Origin of the sequence: Arthrobacter ruber (assembly GCF_002954225.1) — a bacterium.
Taxonomy (GTDB): domain Bacteria; phylum Actinomycetota; class Actinomycetes; order Actinomycetales; family Micrococcaceae; genus Arthrobacter_D; species Arthrobacter_D ruber.
In genome coordinates this window covers 184,602-201,239 of record NZ_PPTH01000013.1, presented here as the reverse complement: position 1 = coordinate 201,239, position 16,638 = coordinate 184,602, and the positions used below count along the sequence as shown (strand labels likewise).

Annotated in this window: 17 protein-coding genes; 14 read left to right on the top strand and 3 right to left on the bottom strand. The window is 72.2% G+C overall.

The annotated features are described in order from the left end of the window. Position 1 precedes the first annotated feature (1 nt). The 8 genes from clpS to CI785_RS04835 all read left to right on the top strand — a co-directional run bounded on the left by clpS (position 2) and on the right by CI785_RS04835 (position 5,674). Positions 2-310, top strand: coding sequence for an ATP-dependent Clp protease adapter ClpS (gene clpS, locus CI785_RS04870; protein WP_105030958.1), 309 nt, complete (start codon positions 2-4; stop codon positions 308-310). A 9-nt stretch (positions 311-319) separates the two neighbouring features. Then, positions 320-895 carry a DUF2017 domain-containing protein gene (locus CI785_RS04865; protein ID WP_105030957.1) on the top strand — a complete coding sequence of 192 codons (576 nt, stop codon included), beginning with the start codon at positions 320-322 and terminating at the stop codon, positions 893-895. A gap of 82 nt (positions 896-977) precedes the next feature. Then, positions 978-1,886, top strand: a complete 909-nt coding sequence (murI, locus tag CI785_RS04860) for a glutamate racemase (protein ID WP_105030956.1) — start codon at positions 978-980, stop codon at positions 1,884-1,886. Beyond that, positions 1,883-2,680, top strand: a complete 798-nt coding sequence (locus CI785_RS04855) for an MBL fold metallo-hydrolase (RefSeq protein WP_105030955.1) — start codon at positions 1,883-1,885, stop codon at positions 2,678-2,680. The genes murI and CI785_RS04855 overlap by 4 nt, the downstream gene beginning before the upstream one ends. A 72-nt stretch (positions 2,681-2,752) precedes the next feature. Beyond that, complete coding sequence (gene rph / locus CI785_RS04850) at positions 2,753-3,541, top strand: ribonuclease PH (protein ID WP_105030954.1); 789 nt, start codon at positions 2,753-2,755, stop codon at positions 3,539-3,541. After that, positions 3,534-4,172, top strand: a complete 639-nt coding sequence (gene rdgB / locus CI785_RS04845; RefSeq protein WP_105030953.1) for an RdgB/HAM1 family non-canonical purine NTP pyrophosphatase — start codon at positions 3,534-3,536, stop codon at positions 4,170-4,172. The genes rph and rdgB overlap by 8 nt, the downstream gene beginning before the upstream one ends. A 213-nt stretch (positions 4,173-4,385) precedes the next feature. Beyond that, a complete protein-coding gene (locus CI785_RS04840; protein WP_105031021.1) occupies positions 4,386-4,973 on the top strand; it encodes a DedA family protein in 588 nt (195 codons plus the stop codon). Continuing rightward, positions 4,970-5,674 carry a GNAT family N-acetyltransferase gene (locus tag CI785_RS04835; RefSeq protein ID WP_240615003.1) on the top strand — a complete coding sequence of 235 codons (705 nt, stop codon included), beginning with the start codon at positions 4,970-4,972 and terminating at the stop codon, positions 5,672-5,674. Before CI785_RS04840 ends, CI785_RS04835 begins: the two co-directional genes overlap by 4 nt. Here the strand turns inward: CI785_RS04835 and CI785_RS04830 are convergent. Beyond that, positions 5,640-6,332: an HAD-IA family hydrolase gene (locus CI785_RS04830; RefSeq protein WP_105030952.1), complete on the bottom strand. Its 693-nt coding sequence runs from the start codon at positions 6,330-6,332 to the stop codon at positions 5,640-5,642. The two genes, CI785_RS04835 and CI785_RS04830, sit on opposite strands and share 35 nt — an antisense overlap. A gap of 101 nt (positions 6,333-6,433) precedes the next feature. On the opposite strand from CI785_RS04830, the gene CI785_RS04825 reads away from it, so the two are divergent. Next, entirely contained in the window at positions 6,434-7,426 is a 993-nt protein-coding gene (locus CI785_RS04825; protein WP_105030951.1) for an exonuclease domain-containing protein, read from the top strand. Positions 7,427-7,441: 15 nt separating this feature from the next. On the opposite strand, the gene CI785_RS04820 is transcribed toward CI785_RS04825, so the two are convergent. Together CI785_RS04820 and CI785_RS04815 are read right to left on the bottom strand one after the other, a co-directional pair. Further along, positions 7,442-8,404, bottom strand: coding sequence for an SDR family NAD(P)-dependent oxidoreductase (locus CI785_RS04820; protein WP_105030950.1), 963 nt, complete (start codon positions 8,402-8,404; stop codon positions 7,442-7,444). Positions 8,405-8,407: 3 nt separating this feature from the next. Continuing rightward, positions 8,408-9,457 (bottom strand): ADP-ribosylglycohydrolase family protein, encoded by a 1,050-nt coding sequence (locus CI785_RS04815; RefSeq protein ID WP_105030949.1) that lies wholly within the window; start codon positions 9,455-9,457, stop codon positions 8,408-8,410. A gap of 137 nt (positions 9,458-9,594) precedes the next feature. Here CI785_RS04815 and CI785_RS04810 point away from each other — a divergent pair, with 137 nt between their 5' ends. The 5 genes from CI785_RS04810 to CI785_RS04790 all read left to right on the top strand — a co-directional run bounded on the left by CI785_RS04810 (position 9,595) and on the right by CI785_RS04790 (position 16,629). After that, on the top strand, positions 9,595-10,623 hold the full coding sequence (locus CI785_RS04810; RefSeq protein ID WP_157940161.1) for an aquaporin: 1,029 nt from the start codon (positions 9,595-9,597) through the stop codon (positions 10,621-10,623). Between the two features lie 64 nt (positions 10,624-10,687). Further along, complete coding sequence (locus tag CI785_RS04805; protein ID WP_105030947.1) at positions 10,688-11,851, top strand: exonuclease SbcCD subunit D; 1,164 nt, start codon at positions 10,688-10,690, stop codon at positions 11,849-11,851. 9 nt (positions 11,852-11,860) lie between these two features. Then, positions 11,861-14,914: an AAA family ATPase gene (locus CI785_RS04800; RefSeq protein WP_105030946.1), complete on the top strand. Its 3,054-nt coding sequence runs from the start codon at positions 11,861-11,863 to the stop codon at positions 14,912-14,914. Between the two features lie 72 nt (positions 14,915-14,986). After that, positions 14,987-16,324: an MFS transporter gene (locus CI785_RS04795; protein ID WP_105030945.1), complete on the top strand. Its 1,338-nt coding sequence runs from the start codon at positions 14,987-14,989 to the stop codon at positions 16,322-16,324. A gap of 119 nt (positions 16,325-16,443) precedes the next feature. Continuing rightward, positions 16,444-16,629, top strand: a complete 186-nt coding sequence (locus tag CI785_RS04790) for a hypothetical protein (protein ID WP_105030944.1) — start codon at positions 16,444-16,446, stop codon at positions 16,627-16,629. The last annotated feature ends 9 nt before the right edge of the window (positions 16,630-16,638 follow it).

Sequence of the window (16,638 nt, the reverse complement as noted above, 5' to 3'; positions counted from 1 at the left end):
GATGACCGTAGGCTTTGCAACCGGCACCGACACCCTGGAAGAGGTGCGGACGACCGAGAAGACCGACCTGGACCAGCCCTGGGTGGTCGTCGTCTGGAACGATCCCGTGAACCTCATGAGCTACGTGAGCTACGTCTTCCAGTCCTACTTCGGCTACAGCGAGGCGAAGGCCCGCACGCTGATGCTCGAGGTCCACGAACAGGGCCGCTCCGCCGTCGTCTCCGGCAGCCGCGAGAAAGTGGAACAGGACACCGTGGCGCTGCACTCGTACGGGCTGTGGGCCACCTTCGAGAAAATCGGAAGCGAGTAAGCCCACCCCATGGCAAAACCGTTCAAATCGACGCGCCGCGGCATCACCGGCGCGCTGGAACCCGGTGAGGCGCGCCTGCTCGGCGCGCTGCTCGAGGACGTCATCTCCATGCTCGAGCCCGAGACGGAGCCCGGCGACGACCCGCTGGCGGCGCTCGTGGGCATGTCCGGTGCGGACGCCGAGGCGACGGCGCCCGACGACTCAGCCGTCCGCCGCCTCCTGCCCGATGCCGTCCGCGGCGACGACGACGAGGCGCTCGCCTTCCGCCGCCTGACCGAGCGGTCGCTGCGCGAGCAGAAGATCGGCGCCCTGCGCAGCAGCGCCCTGGTGATCGAGACGAATCCCATCACCCTCGGTTCCGAGCAGGCACGGCTCCTCGCACAGGCGCTCAACGACGTCCGCCTCGTCCTCGCCGACCGGCTCAGCATCGAGACGGAGGAGGACGCCGAACGGCTGCACGACATCGCGGACTCCGAGGACGTCGACGACGTGGAGTCCTACCTCGCGCTCGTCTACAACTTCATCACCTGGCTCCAGGAGTCCCTCGTGCAAGCCATGCTGAAAGCGGCTCGGCTGGAGCGCTGACGCGCACCGGTGGAGGGCTGTGACACACCCCACGGGCCGATGAATAGTTTTCGCGGGCGGCACGTTCTAGTCTCAGAGGATCATGAGCCCAGAGCCAGCGAACACCGACCGCAGCGAAGCGCCCATCGGCATCTTCGACTCCGGCGTCGGGGGACTGACCGTCGCGCGAGCCGTCATCGACCAGCTGCCCCACGAATCGATCATGTACGTCGGTGACACGGCGAACGGGCCCTACGGACCCCTGCCGATCGCGCGTGTCCGAGCCCATGCGCTCGGCGTCATGGACGAGCTGGTCGACTCTGGCGTGAAGCTCCTCGTCATCGCGTGCAACTCGGCGTCGGCCGCGGTGCTCCGCGATGCGCGGGAACGCTACACCGCCCGGTACGGCATCCCCGTGATCGAGGTCATCCAGCCGGCCGTCCGCCGGGCCGTCGCCTCCACCCGCTCGGGCCGGATCGGGGTCATCGGCACGAGCGCCACCGTGGGGTCCCGGGCCTACGACGACACCTTCGCCGCCGCCCCGCACCTCGAGGTCACCTCCGTGGCCTGCCCGGCCTTCGTCGAGTTCGTGGAGGCCGGGATCACCGGCGGCCCTGCCCTCCTGAGGACGGCCGAGGAGTACCTCGCGCCGCTGAAGGACGCGGGTGTGGACACGCTCGTGCTCGGCTGCACCCACTATCCGCTGCTGACCGGCGTCATCTCCTACGTCATGGGTGATGCCGTGACCCTGGTGTCGAGCGCCGAGGAGACCGCCAAGGACGTGTACCGCGCGCTCGTCTCCCACGACCTCGAGCGGGACGGCACGGCACCCGGGGCGCACCGTTTCATCGCGACGGGCGACGCCGCCGGCTTCGAGGTGCTGGCACGCCGGTTCCTGGGGCCCGAGGTGCTCAGCGTCCAGCACGTGGACCATGTGGCCGCGCAGTATCCGACCGGCAGCCTCGCGCGGATCACGCCCGAGATGATCGCCGCCGGGTTCCCGCCCGCATGAAGCTCACCATCGTCGGCTGCAGCGGATCCTTCCCCGGCCCGCAGTCCCCGGCCTCCTGCTACCTCCTCAGCGCCGAGTGGGAGGGCCGCACGTGGCGGATCCTCCTCGACCTGGGCAACGGATCGCTCGGTGCCCTCCAGCGGTACATGGACCTGCGCGAGATCGACGCCGTGTTCCTCTCCCACCTGCATCCCGACCACTGCATGGACCTCTGCGGCCTGCACGTGGCAGTCCACTGGGACCCGTCCGGCTGGGGGCTGCCCCGCATCCCCGTCTGGGGACCGGCCGCGACAGCGGACCGGATGGCGAGCGCGTACGGCCTCGATCCGGATCCGGGGATGCACGAGGACTTCGACTTCCGGTCGTGGGAGGACCGGTCGGCGGTGTCCCTGGGGCCCTTCACGATCACGCCCTACCGGGTCCTGCACCCCATCGAGGAGGCGTACGCGCTGCGGGTCGAGGTGACCGAGGCCGATGCCGGGGGCGAGACCCGGCCCCACATCCTGACCTACTCGGGCGACACCGACGCGTGCGACGGGCTGGTGGACGCGGCCAAGGACGCCGACGTCTTCCTGTGCGAGGCGGCCTTCCACGAGGGCCGCGACGACGCCATCACCGGGGTGCACCTCACCGGCAAGCGGGCGGGGGACGTGGCGACCCGGGCATCGGCCAAGCGGCTGCTGCTGACGCACCTGCCGGTGTGGAACGACGCGAACGTGGCCGTCGGCGAGGCCAGGGAGAGCTACGACGGGCACCTCGCCGTCGCCGTCGCGGGCGTCTCCTACACGGTCTGACGCATCCGGGGCCGGTGCGTGGTCCCGGATCCCCGGGCGTCCTCCCAGGTGCTCCCGTCTAGACTGGAAATCATGACCTCCGCGAATCCCACGCCCGCACCCACCGCCGGCAACACCACCCCCGTGCTGCGTGCCGACGGCAGGACGCCCGACCAGCTGCGCAACATCAGCATCACGCGCGGCTGGTCCAAGCAGGCCGAGGGGTCGGCCCTCATCGAGTTCGGGAACACCCGCGTGCTCTGCACGGCGAGCCTGACCAGCGGTGTGCCGCGCTGGCTCAAGGGCGAGGGCAAGGGCTGGGTGACCGCCGAGTACGCCATGCTCCCGCGCGCCACGAACACGCGCTCCGACCGCGAGTCGGTCAAGGGCCGGATCGGCGGCAGGACCCACGAGATCTCACGCCTGATCGGCCGTTCGCTGCGATCGATCATCGACATGAAGGCGCTCGGGGAGAACACCATCGTCCTCGACTGCGACGTCCTGCAGGCCGACGGCGGCACACGGACCGCCGCGATCACCGGCGCCTATGTGGCCCTCGCCGACGCCATCCGCTACGCGAAGGACAAGAAGCTCATCCCCGCATCGGCGAACCCGCTCACCGACACCGTGGCCGCCATCAGCGTGGGCATCATCGACGGCGTCCCCATGCTCGACCTGCCCTACGTGGAGGACGTGCGCGCCGAGACGGACATGAACGTCGTCGTCACCGGATCCGGCACGTTCGTCGAGGTCCAGGGCACGGCCGAGGGCGCGCCGTTCGACCGTGCGGAACTCGACGCCCTGCTGGACCTCGCGCTGCTCGGCACCGCGCAGCTCGCGCAGATCCAGGTCGACACGCTCCGGGACTCCCAGGGTGGCTGACGCGCCACGGCTCGTCCTCGCCACGCGCAATCCCGGCAAGCTGCGCGAGCTGCGCGAGCTGCTGCGCGGACAGGTGCCGGGGCTCGACGTCGACACGCAGGTCATCGACGCGGCCGCCGCGGGTGCCCCGGACGTGGTGGAGAGCGGCGTGACCTTCGAGGAGAACGCGCTGCTGAAGGCGGAGCAGGTGGCGGACTCCACCGGGCTGCTCGCCGTCGCCGACGACTCCGGACTCGCCGTGGACGTGCTCGGCGGGGCGCCCGGCATCTTCTCGGCGCGCTGGTGCGGACGGCACGGCGACGACGCCGCGAACCTCGCACTCCTCCTGGCCCAGCTCGCCGACATCCCGCACGAACGGCGGGGCGCGGCCTTCGTCTGCGCCGCAGCCCTCGCGCATCCGCGTGGAACCGTCGGCGCTCCCGGCGCCGGCCGCACCGAGCGCGGCGAACTGCGCGGCACACTGCTGACGGCCCCACGCGGTGCGGGAGGTTTCGGCTACGACCCCGTCCTCGTGCCGGAGGGCCTCGACAGGAGCTGCGCGGAGCTCGCCCCGGAGGAGAAGAACGCCATCAGCCACCGGGGCATCGCCTTCCGGGCACTGCTGCCGCACCTCATCGACGCACTGCGGTAGCACGCAGCAGACGAACAAGCACCAGACGTACAAGCACCAGACGAACAAGCACAGCACGCGAGCCGCCCACCGGGGCGGCCCAGACCAGGGACGGATACCACCGTGAGCATCATCCAGACAGTCCAGGCCGCGCAGGCGGTCAACGTCGCGACGGCGACCACGACGTCGGACGGTTCTGCCCTCGGCGCCGTCACCGACTGGGCCGTGAACCTGATGGAGACCATCGGCGCGCCCGGCGCCGGCCTGGCCATCGCGCTGGAGAACCTCTTCCCGCCGCTGCCGAGCGAAGTGATCCTGCCGCTGGCAGGGTTCACCGCGAGCCGCGGCAACTTCTCGCTGTTCGAGGCGATCCTGTGGACCACGCTGGGCTCGGTCGTCGGCGCCTATGTGCTGTACGCGCTCGGTGCGTGGCTCGGACGCGACCGCATGAGGCGGCTCGTGGCCAGGGTCCCGCTCATCGACCTCGAGGACGTGGACAAGGTGGAGGCCTGGTTCGACCGGCACGGCTACCGTGCGGTCTTCTTCGGGCGGATGATCCCGCTCTTCCGGAGTCTGGTCTCGATCCCCGCCGGGATCGAGCGCATGCCCCTGGGCAAGTTCCTGCTGCTCACCACGGCCGGCAGCCTGATCTGGAACACCATCTTCGTGATGGCGGGGTTCTACCTGGGCGAGAGCTGGCACATCGTCGAGCAGTACGCGGACACCTTCCAGAAGATCGTGATCATCGCCGTCGTGCTGTTCGCGGTCTATTTCGTCGTGACCAAGGTACGCAAGTACCGCGCCCAGAAACGGGTCCGGTGACCGGTCCCGCACAGGCAGCGGGAGGGACCACCGACCCGCTGGTCCGTGTATGGCCGCTGTTCGGGCTCGTCATCACCACGCCCCGCCTCGTCCTCACGCCCGTCCGCGACGGGCACCTGCCGGAGCTGGTGGACGCCGTGCTCGCGGGGGTCCACGATCCGGCCGAGATGCCGTTCAGCGTCCCCTGGACGGACGCACCCCGCGACGTCCTCGTCACGGAGACGGTGCGGCACCAGTGGAGGACCCGCGTCGGTGTCTCGCCCGAGGACTGGACGATCAACTTCGCCGTGCTGCACGAGGGCCGTGTCGTCGGTGTCCAGGACCTGATGGCGCGGCGCTTCCCGCTGCTGCGACGCGTCGAATCGGGGTCGTGGCTGACACGTCCGGTGCACGGGCGCGGCCTCGGCACCGAGATGAGGGCCGCGGTGCTGCAGTTCGCCTTCGACCACCTCGGGGCGACGTCGGCGGTGTCGAGCGCCGCCGACTGGAACGCCGCCTCGCTCGGGGTCTCGCGGCGCCTGGGCTACGTGCCCAACGGGACTGCGCTCGTCGAGGCCCGCCCGGGTGAGGTGCAGACGCAGCAGAACCTGCTGCTCGCGCGCGAGGACTTCGCGCGGCCGGACTGGAGCGCGCATGTCGACGGAGCGCCCGAGGTGCTGGCCTTCCTCACTCCCGGGCGGGCTCCGGCACCGGCCGGCTGACGGCAGGACCCGCGACGACCGCCGACGGCATGGGATCCGCCGGGACGCCCGCCGGCTGCAACAGGACGCGGGACAGGTCCGACGACGCATCGAAGAGGCGGGCGTCGATCCCGAGGGCGCGTGCAGCGGCGATGTTCGCCGGGGCGTCGTCGACGAGGGTCACCGCGGCCGGGTCGACGCCGAGCTCCGCCAGGACGTGCTCGAAGATGGCGGACGAGGGCTTGACGAGCCCGAGCGACGAACTGAAGAAGAGGCGGGAGAAGAGCCTCGTCCACGGAGCATGGGACAACTGGGCGACCATGGGCGCCGGCATGTTCGAGAGCAGCGCCAGGTGTCCGCCCCGCGCCTCCAGGTCCTCCAGGACGTCCAGCGTCTCGAGGTTCGGGTGCGACCACTGGTTGCCGTCGAGGACGTCGAGCCAGGCTGCCCTCACGTGCTCCACGCGCTCGCCGCACACCAGCGACCAGTACTCCTCCGGCGGAAGAGTCCCGGCGTCGTACGCGAAGCGGTGCCGCCAGTAGGTGGAGGCCGGGTCCTGCAGGTTCTGCACGCCTGTGGCCTCCGCAAGCAACTCCCAGTCCTGGGGCGTGGGCGCGGTGGAGACGACGTTCCCGTAGTCGATGAGATACCACCGTGGGGAGCTGCTGATTGGAACCATGGTTCAGGATAGGACCGTTCCCCGGGGGACGCATCGGGGCCGCGGTGAACGTTACATGAACGCGGGCCCGGTGCACGGGCGGGCGGCGGTAAACTCATCGGGTGGGAATCGCGTTCACGGCCATCGACTTCGAGACAGCGAACGGCTTCCGCGGATCCCCCTGCGCCGTCGGGCTCACGAAGGTCCGGGACGGCCGGGTCGTGGAGGAGGCCTTCTGGCTGATGCGTCCACCAGCCGGGCACGATCACTTCGATTCCCGCAACATCGCGATCCACGGCATCACGGCCGGCATGGTCGAGGACGCCCCGCGGTTCGGGGAGCTGTTCCCCGAGATCGGCGGCTTCATCGGGTCCGACGTCCTCGTGGCGCACAATGCCGCCTTCGACCTCGGCGTCATCCGCTCGGCCCTCGAGGTCTCCGCGCTCGCCGGGCCGGCATGGGACTACGCCTGCACCGTCCTGCTCTCGCGCAGGAGCTACTCACTGCCCTCCTACTCCCTGCCCTTCGTCGCGGAGGCCGCCGGTGTCCCGCTGGTCAATCACCACGACGCCGTCGAGGACGCCCGCGCCTGCGCGGGCATCATGCTCGACATCGCCCGCCGGCACGACGCCCCGAGTGTGGAGGAGGTGCTCGGACACCACGACCTCCTGCTGTCCCGGGCCGAGCCGTACGCGCCGGGGGTGGATGAGCTCTCGAAGGCCACCCGGACGGCGCTGGGCCGCGGAACGTCCCCGACGGGCTGGGCCGGCTGGCCCGAGGAGGGCGAGAACCCGCACGCCAACGCCCAGGCCGATCCGCGCCACCCGCTCTACGGACAGACCGTGGTCTTCACCGGGAATCTCGGCATCCCGCGCCCGCAGGCCAAGGAGCGCGCGGCGCGGCTCGGCGCCCAGCCCGCCAGTTCCGTCACACGCAGGACCACCGTCCTCGTGGTCGGCGACGGATTCGTCGCCTCGGACCTGCGCAACGGACGTGTGACGGGCAAGGCCCGGCGTGTGCTGGAACTGCACGAGCGGGGTCAGGCGATCGAGGTCCTCTCGGAGGCCGAGTTCCTGCAGATGACCGGCGGACGGTGGCCCGCGGACAGCCAGTAACCCGCGCAGCACCGCTCAGAAGCGCAGTGGGACATCCGTCAGGGAGGCCGACAGCTCGATGAGCCTCGACGCGGCGTTGCTCTCGCGCGCGGCGGGCTTCGCCGGCACCAGGCCCGGCCGCCCCTTGAGCTGGAACCAGCCGTCGGGGCCGCAGTAGGCGCCGTTCGGGACGCCGGCGTCGACCGCGGCCCGCACGAGCGGCCAGGCGCCGTGATCCTTGCCCTGCGCCACCGGCTCCATGACGCGACGCTTCCACGAGGCAGCCGGCCGGTGCGCGTCGATCCCCGGCCGCTCCGGGGTGAACATGCCCAGGGCGAACCCGGGGTGGGCGACGACGCTCGTCGCCGCACTGGTGGTCAGGGCCAGGCGCCGCGCCAGCTCGAAGCCGAACGCCATCACCGCGAGCTTCGACGTGGCATAGGCGCGCCCGTTGCGGTACGTCGACGGCTGCAGGGCTGACGGCGTCAGCCGCGCCCATCTATGGCTGATGCTGCCGAGGTGAACGATCCGCGTCCCGGAGGCTGCGAGGGTCGGCAGGAGCAGGGCGATCAGGGCGTAGTGGCCGAGGTGGTTGGTGCCGAACTGCAGCTCGAAGCCGTCCGACGTGCTCCGCCGCTCCGCAGAACCCACCACGCCGGCGTTCGCGAGCAGCCCGCTCAGGGGCGGCCCCTCGGCGATCGCCGCGGCGGCGGTCCGCACCGAGGACAGGTCGGCCAGGTCCAGCGGCTGGAAGGTCACGTCCGCGCGGGGATGCCGGGCGCGGATGGCACCGATGGCACGCCCGGCCTTCTCGCTGTTGCGCGAGGCCATGACCACGCTCGCGCCCGCCGCCGCGAGCTGCTCGCAGGCGAAATAGCCGAGGCCCGCGTTGCCGCCGGTCACGAGGACGCGCCGCCCGGTGAGCGGGGGGAGGTTCGTCGGGTCCCAGCCGGACACGGACCCGGGATGGGCACCGGGGGAGTGGGACGTGGAACGCATCCCTCAGGCGCCCGTGGTCGCGGCGAGCAGGGTCCGCGCCAGAGTCCGGACGACGCCGGGGACCCCGGGGGCATCGAGGAGGGCCGGCGGGAGGGCCTGCGTGCCGTGGAGGGCGCCGACGATCGCGCCCGCCACGGAGGCGGCGATCACGGGCGAGGCGTCGGGCCGGCCGGCTGCCGCCGCGTGGGCGAGGGCCGCCGCCAGGTGCTCGCGGGGCGAGCCCGCCGATGCCCCCTCCAGCACGGCCTGCAGCGCCGCCTCGAAGGTTCCCGCCGCCGTCGGTCCGCCGTCCGGAGGTCCGCCGGCCACGGCACTGCCGTCGGTGCTCCCGCCCACGTGGGCGCCCACGGCGAGGCGGTGTTCCTCCCCGCGTGCGGCATCGACGGCTCCGGCGAGGTCGACGCCCTCGATCGCGAGTGCGCGCACGACGCCGCTGAAGAGGGCCGCGGTGTTCCGTGCGGCGGCGGAGCCGTGGGTGAGGGCCGCGGTGTCGACGGTCAGCCGTTCGACCATGCTCGCGGGGATGCGGGGTACCAGACCGAAGGGGGCGGAGCGCATCAGGGCCCCGGGGCCCGACGCCAGGGGGTTGAGCGGCCGGGACCGTGTCCCCATCGCGCCGGTGAGCAGTGCGGTCACGGTCTCGGGGTCTGCGTCGTGGACCGGCAGCAGGTCCTCCTGCCGGTCCAGCCACCGCGGGGGCGGTGCGGGCGCGCTCGCGGGGAGGTGCTCACCCTGCCGGTTCAGCCAGCGCAGGTAGGCGAGCCACAGGCAGGCCGTCTCGTCCGCCGCGACGCCGTCGTTGGCCCACTCCAGTGCCTCGGTGAGGCCGTCCACGGTGTACAGCGTCAGCTGGGTCGCGTCCGAGACGGCGAGCGCCGCAGGGTCCGTCAGGGCGGCGGAGGGATCGTCCCCGGCGACGACCAGGACGCCGTAGGCGTCACCCGCCATCACCCCGAGCAGGCATCCCAGCACCCGGTCCTCGTAGTCCGCGGGCGTGGTGTCCGCCGGGGTGGGATTCTCCGTCGTGCTGCTCTCGGTGCTGTCGGTCGTCACCCCTCCAGTCTAGGGAAGCCCGTACCGGACGAACCGTGCCTGTCCTCCCAGCCGCCGTGCAGACTAGGATGGAAGGCTTGTCGGCGGTGCGGTGCACCGCCGGACCGACTCCCGCACGACCGAAGGATTGCGCCTCCATGACCTCTTCCACGCCACACACCGGAGCTACGGCCGGCGCCGTCCGCGTCGGCACGTCCGACGACGTGCGGACCCCCGGCCTCCTGGCCCGTTCCATCGCCGAGGGTGCCGGTTCGTTCCTCGTGATCCTCGCGGGTCTCGGTGCCACCATGCTGGCCACGGAGACCGCGCTGCAGCCCACCCTCGTGTTCGGCTTCGCCGTCATCGCAGCGATGATCGCCTTCGGCTACATCTCCGGCGGCCACTTCAACCCGGCCATCACCATCGGCTCGGCGGTGGCCGGCCGGACCGGATGGAAGTCCGTGGTGCCCTACGTAGTGGCCCAGGTGCTGGGCGCCCTCGCCGCGTCCGGGCTCATCTGGCTGACGCTCAGCGCCAACGCGCAGCTGACCGGCATCCGTGGCTTCTTCAGCTCCTCCGCCAACGGCTTCGGTGAGCACTCCGCGGCGCAGTTCCCCCTGACCAGCGCCTTCCTGCTCGAGGTGGTCGCCGCGGCCCTCGTGGTGGCGGTCTTCCTCGGCGCGACGTCGCGGCGCGTCCGGCGCGACATCGCGCCGTTCGCCGTCGGCCTGATCTATGCGGGCCTGCTCTCGTTCCTGCTGCCCGTGACCAACGGCGGCATCAACCCCGTCCGCGCCACCGCGTCGGCCGTCTTCGCCGAGTCGTGGGCCCTCGAGCAGCTGTGGCTGTTCTGGGCGGCGCCCCTGGTCGGCGGCCTGATCGCGGGGCTGCTCTTCCGCAGCATCGATGCGCCGGCGCAGGCCCGGGACTCGTCCGTCGAGTCCGTCGAGTCCGTCGAGTCCGTCGGGACCGCCGCCGTGCCGGCGGCCGACATCGACGGCCACGACACCCGCACCGCCGGGCAGGACACCGCCCTGGATGCGCAGTACGCCGCGCCCGTCGACGGCCAGCCGGCACCGCGCGGCAGCGCGTCGGCAGGCGATGCGGCGTCGTTCTTCGACAGGCCGGGCACCGATGTGCCGCCGTCGTCGGGTGACGCAACCGGGACCTCCGGGCCGGTGCGCTAGCACCGTTCCCGAGGCCGCCGCGCTGATCCGGCGAATGTCGGCGTGCGGCGGTAGCGTGAAAATCATGAGGATCCTCCACACATCCGACTGGCACCTGGGCCGCTCCTTCCACGGCACCGGGACGCTGGACGCCCAGCGCATCTTCATCGACAGCCTCGAGAAGACCGTGCGCGAGGAGGCCGTGGACGTCGTCCTCGTGGCGGGCGACGTCTACGACCGCGCGCTCCCCGCCGTCGACGTCGTGTCACTGCTCGACGACGCACTGGACCGGCTCGCGGTGGCCGGCGCGCAGGTGGTCATCACCAGCGGGAACCATGACTCCGCGACGCGGCTCGGCTTCGGTGGGCGTCTCCTCGCCCGTGGGGGAGTGCATCTGCGCACGCGTATCGAGGACATCGCGGTCCCGGTGACCTGGCTTCTCGGGGACGACGCCGAACTCGCCGTCTACGGCATCCCCTACCTGGAACCGCGCGTCGTCGCCGGGGGACTGCAGGCTGAGGCCGGCACCCACACGGCCGTGACCGGTGCCGCCCTGGAGCGCGTCCGCGAGGACCTCGCACGGCGGACGGCGGGCCGGCGCGTCGTGTCCATCGTCATGGCGCACACCTTCGCCGCCGGGGGAGCCCCCTCGGACAGCGAACGCGACCTCGCCATCGGCGGGCTCGGGGCCGTCCCGCTCTCGCTGTTCGACGGGTTCGACTACAGCGCGCTCGGCCACCTGCACGGCCGGCAGAAGCTCTCCGAGAACGTGCGGTACTCGGGCTCACCGATCGCCTACTCCTTCTCGGAGGTGGACCAGAACAAGGGCGGGTGGCTCCTGGAGGTCGACGCCGACGGCGTACGCGACGTACGGGCCGTCGAGTGGCCCGCCCCGCGGAACCTCGCGGTCCTCTCCGGGACCATCGACGACCTCCTGGCGCGCACGGACCTCGAGTGGGCCGAGGACGCGTACTGCCACATCACGCTCACCGACCGCGAACGCCCTGCGCGCGCCATGGAGCGGCTGAGGACGCGGTTCCCGGACACCCTCGTCCTCGCCTTCGCCCCCGAGGGGGGGCAGCGCGACGACGTCCGGACGTACAGCGAGCGGATCGCCGGAGCCAAGGACGACGCCGACATCTGCTGCGGCTTCCTCGACCATGTGCGCGGCCGGACGCCCTCACCGGAGGAGCAGGCGCTCGTCCGGTTCACGGTGGACGCCGCCCTGAGCCTCGCCCACGAACGTTAGGACGCGCACATGAGACTGCACCGCCTCGAGATCCAGGCGTTCGGGCCGTTCGCCGACCGGCAGAGCGTGGACTTCGACGCCCTGTCGGCCCAGGGCCTGTTCCTCCTCAACGGACCCACCGGCGCCGGCAAGTCGAGCGTGCTCGATGCCGTGTGCTTCGCGCTCTACGGCTCGGTGCCCGGCGCACGCCAGGCGGCGAAGAGACTCCGCAGCGACCACGCGGCCGAGTCGGTGGCCCCGCAGGTCATCCTCGAGTTCTCCGTGGGTGGCCGGCGTTTCCGGGTCGAGCGGTCTCCGGCATGGGAACGGCCGTCACGGCGCGGCACCGGCACCACGACGGAACAGGCGAACACGCTCCTCAGCGAGCACATCGGCGCCGACTGGGTGCAGAAGTCGGCCCGCAACGACGAGGCGGGCCTGGAGCTGCGCACCCTGCTCGGCATGGACAAGGAACAGTTCACCAAGGTGGTGATGCTGCCGCAGGGAGAGTTCGCGGCCTTCCTCCGGGCTGACGCCGCATCACGGCGGGACCTGCTGCAGAGACTCTTCTCGACCACGCGCTTCGAGACCCTCGAGACACTGTTCACGGCGGAGAGCCACCGGACCGCCCGGGAGCTCGCGGACCAGGAGGGGAAGCAGCGGCACCTCTACCTCCGCGCCGTCGACGAGGCCGAGCGCCATGACCTCGCCGCACCGGACACCGATGCCGAGACGGGGTCCGCCGTCGACCGGGCAGCGTCGATCCAGGCCATGATCGACGCCCTCTCCGTGCGCCGGGACGAGGCGGCCCTCGACGTCACCGAGCTCGCGGAGCGGAGCTCCCTCGCGGACGGCGCACTGGCGGAGGTGCGGCGACGGCGCAGTCGCTTCGAGGCCCTCGCACAGCTGAGGGTGCAGCGAGCTGATCATGAGGGGCGGGCCGAGGAGATCGGGCGCCTGTCCGAGTCGGTGCGCCGGTCCGACCAGGCACAGGGACTGGCGGCCCTGCTGGGGCTCGACGACGAGGCAGCGGTGACGGTGGACCGGGCGGGGTCCCTGCACCGGGAGGCTCTCCAGCGCCTGCTGCGGAACGACACCGCGGCGGACCACCTCGAGTGGGACCCGTCCGCCGACGGTGGGTTCCGGCGCGAGGCGCTCACCGACGCGTGCGCTGCGGCCTCGTCCGCGCTCGGGATCCTCCGTGCCGCCCTCCCGGACGAGCAGCGGCTGCTGGACGTGCGATCGGCCCTGCGGGCACTGGTCACGGAGGCCGGCAGCCTCGACGCGCGCCTCGAGGACACGGTCGGGCGCATCGCACGGCTTCAGCGCCGACGCGCCACCGACACCGAGAGCCTCGAACCGCTCCGCCGCGCCGCCGACGGGGTGGCGCACCTGCGGGCCGATCTCGCGGCAGCCGTGACCGCCGAGGACGTCGTGCGGCAGTACCGGGCGGCCTCGGACCGCCGGGCCGCGGCGGACACGGCCAACGCCGAGGCTTCCGAGCGGTTCCTTCGGCTGAAGGCGGAGTGGCTCGAGAAGCTGCAGCTCCGCCTCGAGCAGGCCGCGGAGGAACTCGCCGAGCAGCTCGAGGACGGGCAGCCGTGCCCGGTGTGCGGCAGCAGCGACCACCCGTCACCCGTGGCATCGCCCGGCGGGAACCGCGTCACTCTCGAGGAGGAGCAGGCCGCCCGTCGCCTGCAGGCCCAGGCCGAGAGGAGCCTGCACGATGCCCGGGAGGCGCTGGACGGGGTGCGGCTGGAGGTCGCCGACCTCGCAGCCAGGGGCGGCGACTCCTCGCCGGAGGACGCTGCGGCCACCATCCGCACCGCCCGGGCGAAGGTGGAGGCGGCCGAGGCGGCCTCCGCCGAATACTCGGCCGTCGAGGAGCGCGTGCGGAAGGCCGTCGAGGAGGAGGACCAGGCCTGCAGGACGCGGGACCTGCTGAGGGAGGAGCGTTCCGCGGCGGAATCGCGCAGGTCCTCGCTCCTCGAGCAGGAGGAGGACCTCGAGCAGCGGCTCGCAGGCCTCCGGTCGGGGGCGCGATCGCTCGCGGACCGCATCGCCCAGGTGCAGCGGGCACACGACGAGCTCCAGGGTCTCCGCGACGCCACCGACGACCTGGCGCGCGCTGTGGACCGCCGGACGGACATCGCCCGGCGCCTGGACGAGGCGCTGCGGGCCACGCCCTTCGCTGACGCGCAGGAGGCGCGCGCGGCCCTGCTGCCGGAGGACCACTACGGCCCCATCGCGCACGCGATCCGGGAGCACGAGGTGCGCGGACACCGCCTCGATGCGGCGTGGGACGACGACGCCATCCGGGCGGGTCTCCGTGACGAGCAGGACGGCGTCGAGCCGCCCTCGGAGGACGACGAGCAGCAGGCCGGCGTTCTCGCCGAGGAGCTCCGGACCCGGGCGCACCGTGCCGGGATCACCGCGGAGGTGCTCGGCCAGTCGGTCGCGCAGCTCGACGCCTACGCCCGGGAGTTCGCGGACCTCGAGCGGATCGCGGCGCCCCTGCGCGAGAGGGCGCACCTGGTCCAGGCCGTGGCGGACACCGCGCGCGGCGCGGGGGAGAACCTGTACAAGATGTCGCTGGCGACGTACGTGCTCGCGTCGCGGCTCGAGCAGGTGGCCGCCGCGGCGACGGAGCGGCTCCTGCAGATGTCGGACGGCCGGTACCAGCTGGTCCACAGCGACGCCACGGCGGGGAACAGGCGCTCCGGATTGGGGCTGAACGTGATCGACGGCTGGACCGGCAACCGCCGGGACACCTCGACGCTGTCGGGGGGCGAGTCCTTCATGGCCTCCCTGGCCCTGGCACTCGGACTGGCCGACGTCGTCCAGCAGGAAGCGGGCGGACTCGACATCGAGACCCTCTTCGTCGACGAGGGGTTCGGCTCGCTCGACGACCAGGCGCTCGAACAGGTGATGGACGCCCTCGAAGGCCTGCGGAGCGGGGGCCGCGTGGTCGGGCTCGTGAGTCACGTACCCGAACTCAAGCAGCGCGTGGGCGCGCAGCTGCAGGTGGTGAAGGGACGGCAGGGATCGGTCCTGCGCTTCGTGGAACAGCCCATCAGCGTGTAAACTCGTGGGCGTTACCGGGTCGGGCGCATCGGGAGGGGGGACGATGCGCGTTCGACGCACCCGGAAAGCGCCATGTACAAGAACCCGGAACCGGCATCGCCGGATTCCCTCCCGTCCGCAGGATCATCCGCCGCGCCGCGCCCGAGCACTACCGGGCGCTCCCGCCTCGGCAGGTTCGAGGTCCTCCCGCGTCTGGCCGGCACCTCCTTCCTCGTCGTGGGCCTCTTCGCCCGGCTCCCTCTGGCCATGCTCACAGTCGGTGCCCTGACACTCGTCACCACCGCCAGCGGCTCCTACGCCGCCGGAGGGTTCGCCGCCGGGGCCGTGGGTATCGGCTCGGCCCTCGGGGCGCCCGTCCTCGGTGTCCTCGCCGACAAGCACGGCCAGCGGATCGTGCTGCTCGTCTCGGCGATCCTCAACACCCTGGCCATCGCGGGGCTGCTGGTCGCGACCCTCACCAGCACCGGCTTCACGGGCGGCCCGCTCGCCGTCGTCCTCGCCGCAGCATTCGCCACGGGGTTCACCTGCCCGCAGATTGGTCCCCTGGCGAGGGTCCGCTGGATGGCGATGACGCGGCGCGGCCCCCGCTCCGACCTGGACACGGCCCTGTCCTACGAGGGCACGGCCGACGAGCTGACGTTCGTCCTCGGTCCCGCCCTGGTCGGTGTGCTCGCCAGCCTGATCGCGCCGTGGCTCCCGTTGGCGCTTGCGGCCGCCCTCACCATCACGCTCGTCAGCGCCTTCGCCGTGCACCGGACGGTGGCCTTCAGCGACGCGCGCCCGGAGTCCGGAGGAGACGCGCCCGACGGCGGCGCCGCCCGCCCGTCCCGGGCGTGGCCCGTCCTGCTCCCGGTGGTGGGGATGATCGCCATGGGTACCTTCTTCGGCTCGACGCAGACGTTCCTCACCGCCTTCGCCGGGCGCTTCGGCGCCACCGAGTCCTCGGGCCTGCTGTATGCGGTGATGGGGCTGAGCTCGGCGGTGGCCGCCCTGTCCGTGGCGTACTGGTCCCCACGCTTCAGCCATGTCCGCCGCTGGATCGCCTCCGCGGCCGCGATGGCGGCGGCCGCCGCGGTCCTCGCCCTCCCGGGTTCGATCCCCACCATGCTCGTGGTGCTGCTCGTCCTCGGACTCTTCGTCGGGCCGACCATGGTGACCATCTTCTCGATCGGGTCGGCGGTCGCCCCCGCGCACCGCCTCGGCACCGTCATGACGCTCCTGGCGAGCGGCATCGTCGCCGGTACCGCGATCGGCTCGGCGCTGGCCGGAACACTCGCCGAAGCGGCGGGGCCGGCCGCAGCGGCGGGCGTCCCCGCCTGCGCTGCCGGCGTGCTGCTCCTCCTCGGCGTCGCATCCGCCGTCGCCCTGCGCGGCCGCGGCTCCACCCGGGCTCCGGTGCCCGGGAGGTAGCACCGTCGCCCTCCGCGCCGGCAGCTCGATCGAGGCACGGGCGCTACCAGCCGGCGGCGCTGGTCCTCGCGGCGCTGCCGCGCATAGGATCGGAGGACATCCCAGCTGCAGGAGGACCCATGAGCACCGAAGGCACCGAGCACGACGGCACGACCCAGGACGGTACTGGCCACGAGGGCACCGACGACGCGCAGGGCGCGGGTCCCGAGGGCACGATCCCGGCGAGCGACGACGGCATCGCGGCGGGATCCACCGACGAGCCGAGCAACTTCGAGCCCGAGGAGGACGACGGCGGCGCCTCGTAGGCGGAAGCG